This is a genomic window from uncultured Enorma sp., from assembly GCA_905210055.1.
Classification (GTDB): Bacteria; Actinomycetota; Coriobacteriia; order Coriobacteriales; family Coriobacteriaceae; genus Enorma.
In genome coordinates this window covers 1-6,856 of the sequence record CAJLVH010000108.1, presented here as the reverse complement: position 1 = coordinate 6,856, position 6,856 = coordinate 1, and the positions used below count along the sequence as shown (strand labels likewise).

Annotated in this window: 4 protein-coding genes; 2 read left to right on the top strand and 2 right to left on the bottom strand. The window is 61.3% G+C overall.

Translation table 11 applies throughout. From position 1 onward, the window contains the following. Nucleotides 1-323 (bottom strand): hypothetical protein (locus tag QZ079_RS07170; protein WP_297036997.1); only part of this gene is annotated, 323 nt, incomplete at its 3' end. A 248-nt stretch (nucleotides 324-571) separates the two neighbouring features. On the opposite strand from QZ079_RS07170, the gene QZ079_RS07165 reads away from it, so the two are divergent. Next, nucleotides 572-3,448 carry an NACHT domain-containing NTPase gene (locus QZ079_RS07165; RefSeq protein WP_297036995.1) on the top strand — a complete coding sequence of 959 codons (2,877 nt, stop codon included), beginning with the start codon at nucleotides 572-574 and terminating at the stop codon, nucleotides 3,446-3,448. Nucleotides 3,449-3,521: 73 nt separating this feature from the next. Further along, complete coding sequence (locus QZ079_RS07160) at nucleotides 3,522-5,507, top strand: hypothetical protein (protein WP_297036992.1); 1,986 nt, start codon at nucleotides 3,522-3,524, stop codon at nucleotides 5,505-5,507. Nucleotides 5,508-5,739: 232 nt separating this feature from the next. On the opposite strand, the gene QZ079_RS07155 is transcribed toward QZ079_RS07160, so the two are convergent. Next, the coding region (locus QZ079_RS07155) for a transglutaminase domain-containing protein (protein WP_297036989.1) at nucleotides 5,740-6,856 on the bottom strand (1,117 nt) is incomplete at its 5' end.

Genomic DNA, 6,856 nt, shown 5'->3' with positions numbered 1-6,856 from the left:
TCTCCCGCGGGCGCTGCGGGCTCATCCGCCTGCACGCTTGCGACCGCCGTCGCATCCGTCGCAGGCGAGTCCGCCGCCGCATCTGCCACGGCCGCGCACGCCGTCTCGTGGCGCGCGACCTGTCCGTTGGTCGCCCCTCTTTTGAACGCCGTCACCATCTCGACGTTCTTTCCCGGCTGGACGCCGTCCCAGCCAAACGCGCTCGGGTCGAAATCGTCGCTCACACGCACACGCAATTTCTCGGGCAGGTCCCCCAGATACAGCCAGCAGAACTTATCAAACAGCGTACAGCCCTCGCGCGGCCAGTTGCCTTTGACAGCCATGACGTGCTCCTTTCCGCAATCATCCTTCGCGCCGTAGCGTCGCTTGGCAGCAAGATAACCGCCACGCCCTGCACGCTCACGCCAAACCCTCCGGGTGCGATGCGGGAGCGACGAGTAACATCACGGATGCGCAGGTCACAGCACCCAATCACAACGCCCCATGCTCAAGTTGCACGCCAGCTTTCGCGTATGCGGCGCGCCTCCCGGTGCGTATAATGAAAAGAGTCGCGCTGCCGGAGGGAGTCGAGATGCCGAACGTTTATCAGCAATCTTTTTCGTTGCTTGAAGCCCTATGGCAGCCGCTCGTCCAACACGGCATTATCGAAAAGGCATCCGCCCCCATGCTCGCCTCGTGGATCACCCAGAACATCGGAGCGAGCTTCCCTTCGTCGGCAAGCGAAGAGTCGGCTAGACGCCGTGCATACACCGCATATCACTCCTGGAACGAATACCGGGCAGGCGATTTCGACAAGTACTTCTGGGGAGCAGACACCGCGAACGAAGGGGCCGCGTCGAGTGACGCGCACAGCAAGGAAACACCCGGCTTGGCACAGCTTTTGCCGCCCGCCCTCTTCGACGAGCTGTGCCGCATGCTTTCGACCACGCGCGACGCGCGCATCCCGGAGCGTCCGTACGCCTCCTTCAACGACCAGACGGAAGGCCTGTGGTTCTACGGTTTCCACCAGTTCGACCACGTAAGCAGCACCGATGAGCCTCCCAAGCTCCAAGACCAGGTCTGTCAGCGCGGGATCGGCCCGGGCGGCCAACTCGTCCTGCGCTCACGCCCGTTCGGCGATCTTGTCCTCGACGCCCGCGACCTCGACGATTATCGAGGCGACTTCGACACGAAAGCGCTTCTCAAGGAGCAGACCACGGCGGACAATCTCGACGACAAGCGCATGACGTTCCTCATGCTCTTTATGCAGGGCAAGAAGAACAGCAAGCTCAACGAAACATTTCTTTGGAACCAGCAATACAAGGGCAACCGCTTGGACACCCTGATGGACACACGTCGGCTCGGATCGGACTCGAGCACAGAAGACGACATGCGCACGAGCGTACGCCAAGCGCTCGACCTCGCCGTTTGCCTCTCGTTCGCCGCCGCGCGTGAAGTGGAGAAGCAGCTCGGTATCACCACCGCCCGCGAGGAGCTGCTGAGCGCGCTGCTCGACGCCGAGGTGCGCGAGCCTGCCGCTGCCCCGGGCACGGGCGAGCCGCTCCTCGACGCAAGCAAGCGCACACAGCTCATGAATGCCTGCGCCTGGCCGGACTCCGCTCTTGGCATCGCCGCCGCGGCAACCTGCGCCATCGTGCGGCTCCTGTTGGGCGCAAGTCCCTCTGCCTTTGACGCGCTCTTCGACCACTTCGATTACCTCGAACAGGGCGGCGTGAGCGCCATGCTCGATTTCAAGAGCGGCTACCTGCGCGAAGTCGCCGCCTGGGGCGACGTACTCGACATGCGCGATGCAGACAACGAGCGATTCTCATACAGCGATCTCTACGTCGCGCCCGAATTCGAGCAGCGCCCCGGTGCCGGCACGCCCAGCTCCAGTGACCCCCGCGCAGCCAATCCCGCTTGCATCGTCGCCCGCATGCCAGGACGCGCTCGCCTCCTTGTTCAGGCGGGATCCGGCATGGGCAAGACCACCTACGTCAAGGGTCTCGCCGCCGGCATCGCACGCATGCGCATCTCGGGCGACGGCACGCTCTTCAACACGCTCACGCACCACGAGGCGGCAGTCCCGCTCATGAATTGCACGCCCGTGCTCATCGCACAACCGGAGGCGGCGCTTGCAGGCAAGGGATTCGAAGCTCTGGAGAGCACACGCCCGGAGCTTTCGAGCGACGAGTTCGCGAGCCTCCTCTATCGCCAGCTACCCGACGCCCTCAAAGCGCCTTTCCGCACCGTCTCGAACGGCGACAAGCAAGCTGCGCTCGAGCTCTTCCGCAACCTCCTGAAGGCCCCCGATTCGCTCGTCATCGTCGATTCCATCGACGAGGTACCGCTCACCGTACGCAACCGCTACATCGACTGCCTCGCCGATCTTGCCGAAGACCCGCGCTACAACATCCAACGCCTCATCGTGACGAGCAGACCGCTTGAGGACGCCAGTGAGCTCAAGTTAGAGCACGCGCTCTCCGACAACGTCGTGCGTCTGCTCCCCTTCGATCGCAACCGTCAGTGCGATCTTTTCGAACGCCTCCGTCAGAACCGCCCGGAGGACGATGCGCAAGCCATCGCATTCGAAGACATTGCCGAAACGCCCGGATTCGGCAGCCTTTTAGGAAACCCGCTCCTGCTCACCGCGCTCGTGCGCTCGCTGCTGCGCAACCCGCACGCCACGGCGTTCAACGTGCTCGATACGCTCGTCGAACTCTTGCCGAAGCTCCCCGAGCAGGACGTGTACGACGACCTAGTGCTCGCGCACATCGCGTTCGATATGACGGCGGAAGCCGGTGGCGACAGCATCGACGAGCTCACCTTCCGCAAACGCTATCAGACCTACCGCGGGAAAGCTCGTAGCGAGGCAACACTCGGTGCGGGGGGAGACGAGCCCAGCCGCGAGGACGTCATCGACCGTATGGTCACACGGCGCGGCATCCTCACCATGCGAAACGGCCAAGTCACCTTCGAACATACGATTGTACGCGCGCTCTTCACCTGCCGCCATGTTTTGAATGCCCTGACCAGTGGTGTTTCCGAACGCTTATCCAATGAACAGTACGACCGTGCATATGACCTCTATAGCGCGCTGCTCGACGTGTGCATCGACCCAGAGCGCGATGATGCCGCCGCCGAGCTTGCTATCTTGCTTCTGCTCTCTGCACGTCGGCCATACGGCACCTGGCTCTATGAGGATCTACAGGCCGATATATACCGCGATCTGTGTGGCCTCACGCTCAACGCGTTCGGCGAGCACCAAAACCGCCACGAAGTTGCAGTAAAGCTCGTCCATGCATCGCATACCTTCGATTTCAGCTTGCCCTGCCAGCGAAACGAACAGATCAAGGTATGGGAGAGCCGGCTCGTTGCGTTCGCAGATTACTATGCGGCGGACGAAGCGCTCACGATCAACCCCAAGCGCGCTGACGATACTTCGGTGAATAGCACTGAGGAGCGATGACAGCATGGCTACATGGGACTGGGACGCCTATCATGCGGAACTGCTTCGCCGCACGCGGACGGTGCCGCCCCTCATGCAAAGCATGAAGTGGAACGAATCCGCGAACGAAGCGGACTGGCTCGCACCCGCACAGTTCCCGCTACCCCTCTACCGGCTCCTTCCAAATGAAAGCGGGATGTCCAAGCGATCGCTCCTTTCCGAACATCCCTGCGATCCACGCGATGGCAACGGCATGACTGCCGTCGCGCTGCGCCAGGGAATCGTTGAAGACATCTTTCGTTCAAGCCTCATCTGGTCTCTCGTAAAGCAAACACCTTCCGAGCGCCGCCGTTTCTTCGGCATGCCGATAACCGATATCGAACACCCGCATGTGGGGTACGTCCATTGGCGCAGCGTGCCTCGGAAATCTCGAAAAACGCATAGCGACGAAGCAACGATGGATTTGAACGCGCTTATGCTGCGCTCTCTCAAGCGCATACAAGCTGGTTCCGTAAACCTCATCGCATGTGATAACGAGCCTGCACCCCATGAGGAAAAAGTCGTTCCGCACACGCAGGAGGAACGGGAGGCAGCCTTCCCGCAACTTATCGTTTTCGATGGAATCGGCCATGGGTTGGGCATTGGAGATGCGTTGCGCCTCCTTGTATCTGCCGTACGCGCCCATAGCGCCGAACACGGGAGCCACCCGAGCGAGGTGATCATCTTAGCAGGATCGACAATCCTAAGCGCAGGCTACATTAAATCGAACCTGACGGGCGGAAATGAAAACCTCATTGTATATGGTGACGGCCCCGCAACAAAACAGGAACTTCAGACGTTCTTCCTGGGCTGGGAGCGCTGGCGCGGTGCCTACGGCGGCCCACGTGAACTGCTCAACCGAGCCCATCGTAGCCTTGGGCTCGCGCTTGCCAGCATCGAAGCGCTCGGTATGAGAGACCCGGCACTCGCCGTCAATCCAAATGTCCGCGAGGATGAACACGGTGCGTTCACCAATCAGGCTACACTCGATCTCACCTGTACGATATCCGCTATGCAACGCGACGGAAAAACCGTTTCCACCGTTGCTCAGGTATGCGAAGGTCTACGAGAGCGCACGACGAAAAACCAGCGACACGATCTTGAATGCTACCTTTGGGCAGCTCTCAAAACGCGCGGCTTCGACAATGCACGACGGTTCGTATCCGAGGCGTTTGTTGATGCAGCGGCAACAAAAGCGCTCCCCAAGCCCGCTGCGCTCCCATTCTTCTCCCAACCGGATACCGATGAGATACTTCAGCAAGAGCGCGAGCGTTCTCAAGCGTACAACTCCGTGCAGCGCGCCTTAGCCGCCCATCACTGCTATCTGCACCTGTGCCAGAATCCGCTGCTCCCGTCAGTATTTCGAACGGTCTTTATTCCCGACAATAACATCGAGCGGCTCTTGCAGCTCATGAACGAACCGCTCGCCCTGGGGTTCCTTGCACAAGACGCCTGCCGTCATCTCATCGAACGGACAGACGGCATCACCGAGGAGATGCTGGGCACTTACCCCGGCCTCATGGATCCCAAAGCATGGGACATCTTCACCGAACAGCTTTTCAGCGCCCTCGACGAGGCGAATGCGCCCCTGCTTGCGCGCCAGGCGCTCCATACTGTCTATCCGCACTGCGTGAAATTCAGCCAAGATATAACGAAAGCCGGAATCCGCAGCCTGGGCGAGATGGGATTGCGGAGATTCGACGGACCTAATTCCACATTGTGGGACAGGCTTAGAAGCGCTCTGAAAACCGCCGATAAAATCATGCAGAAAGGATATGCGGACGCCGTCGTGCGCGCTTCGCTTCGTCACAACTTGGCTACGGGCGGCACCGTGCCGCCAGCGTGGGCGCATTGGATTGGCAAACCATTACTCGATGACGATTTCGATGGCGAGCTACGGCTACCAAACAAGAAGGAGATTACCGAGCGCGTCGCATACCTGCACGAACTCCTGAGCGAGCCCATCCCCGCTTGCGACAACGCCGCCCTTTTGCTCACGTATGCCGGCAAGCTGCAGGTGCACGCCGGACTCCAGCTATAGCCTTCAGCGTGCCCGCGGCACCGCCGCGTCCACAGCACCGCCGCACTCGCAGCACCACTGCACTCGCAGCACCACCATGCCCGCAGCTTCGATGCGCCCGCAGCCTTCCGCGCTAAATTCCGTGCTAAAAATTGCCGAAACCGTCACGAAGCGAGGATGCGGGGGCGCTTCGTGACGGTTTCGGCAATTTTTAGCACGGAAGGCCGCGTGTAAGGCAGGCGCAGATGCTCGCCTACACAACGGCGACGTGGTAGACGTGCAGAGAATTGCTGCCGGTGACGGAAAGCTGGTACTTCCCGATCATGACGCCGGCGAGCGAGGCACCGGCGAGGTCGAAGATCTTCCGACGCAGTTCTTCGGCAGAAAGCACGCGCTCGCCCGTCGCACCCGTACGGGCGAGGCGCTCGTCCAGCTGGAACGCGCAGAAGCGGTCGCGGGCGAGCGTGAGGTCGAAGAGGCCGGCAAGCTCGTCCCAGCTGCACACGAAGCGACCCTTGCGGCGATAGCAGTCGAAAGAGCGCGTCGCAGCGGGGTACTTGCCTGTGTCCCACGTATGCGTCGACGCAATCTGCGCATCGGAAAGACCCAGGTACGTGAGGAACGGGCGGCGCTTGTCACTCGAGCCTGAGAGATCGTATGTCACGTCCACATGGCTCCAACCGCCCTGCACCTGCACAAGGTTCCACGCGTGCGACCCCGCATCCTCCATCTTGCCCGAGCCGTTCGCATTACCGCGCACAACGATGCACGGGATATCGAGGCGATCCATGAGGTACTTGAAGGCGAGCGAAATACCCAAGCAGAGCGCCTTGCCATTCACGAGCGCGCCGGCGGCCGTCGCCTCCACGAGATCGTCCGTATCGCTGTAGTCGCAGTTCAGAATGAGCGCGTTGTGCGCCGCCTGCACGCGTTGCTCGTCGGAAGACAGGGTGCGCAAGGCGGCAAGCAGAGGCTCCGAGCGGTCCGCCATCTCTTTCAGCAGACGTGCCGTCCCATCCTTCGAGATGCGATACACCGGAAAGACATCCCAGTTCTGCACGGAAATCGCTGAGTGACGACGGCTGAATCCGTCGAGCCAGAGTGCTTCGGGCGTGCCGTAGCGCAGAGCTTCGTATGCGTCCTGGAGCTCCTCCCCCGTTGCGCCCAGCACCTCGATGCGCTCCTGGTAGCCGAACATGCCTTTGTACAGCTCATCATAAGCGCGGCGCGCGGCCTCGTTCAAACGCTCACGCTCGAACGCGCAAGAGCTCTTGACCATGGACTCGAGTGATGGCGCGGAGCGGAGTGGCGCACGCTGATCCCGGCACCCCGGGTGGTTAGACGCGGTGGTCGCCGCATGCACCTCCGGC

What these genes read in the sequence shown, in the direction of transcription:
- QZ079_RS07165 (WP_297036995.1), top strand. Translation starts at nt 572, where the DNA reads ATGCCGAACGTTTATCAGCAATCTTTTTCGTTGCTTGAAGCCCTATGG.
- QZ079_RS07160 (WP_297036992.1), top strand. Translation starts at nt 3,522, where the DNA reads ATGCAAAGCATGAAGTGGAACGAATCCGCGAACGAAGCGGACTGGCTC.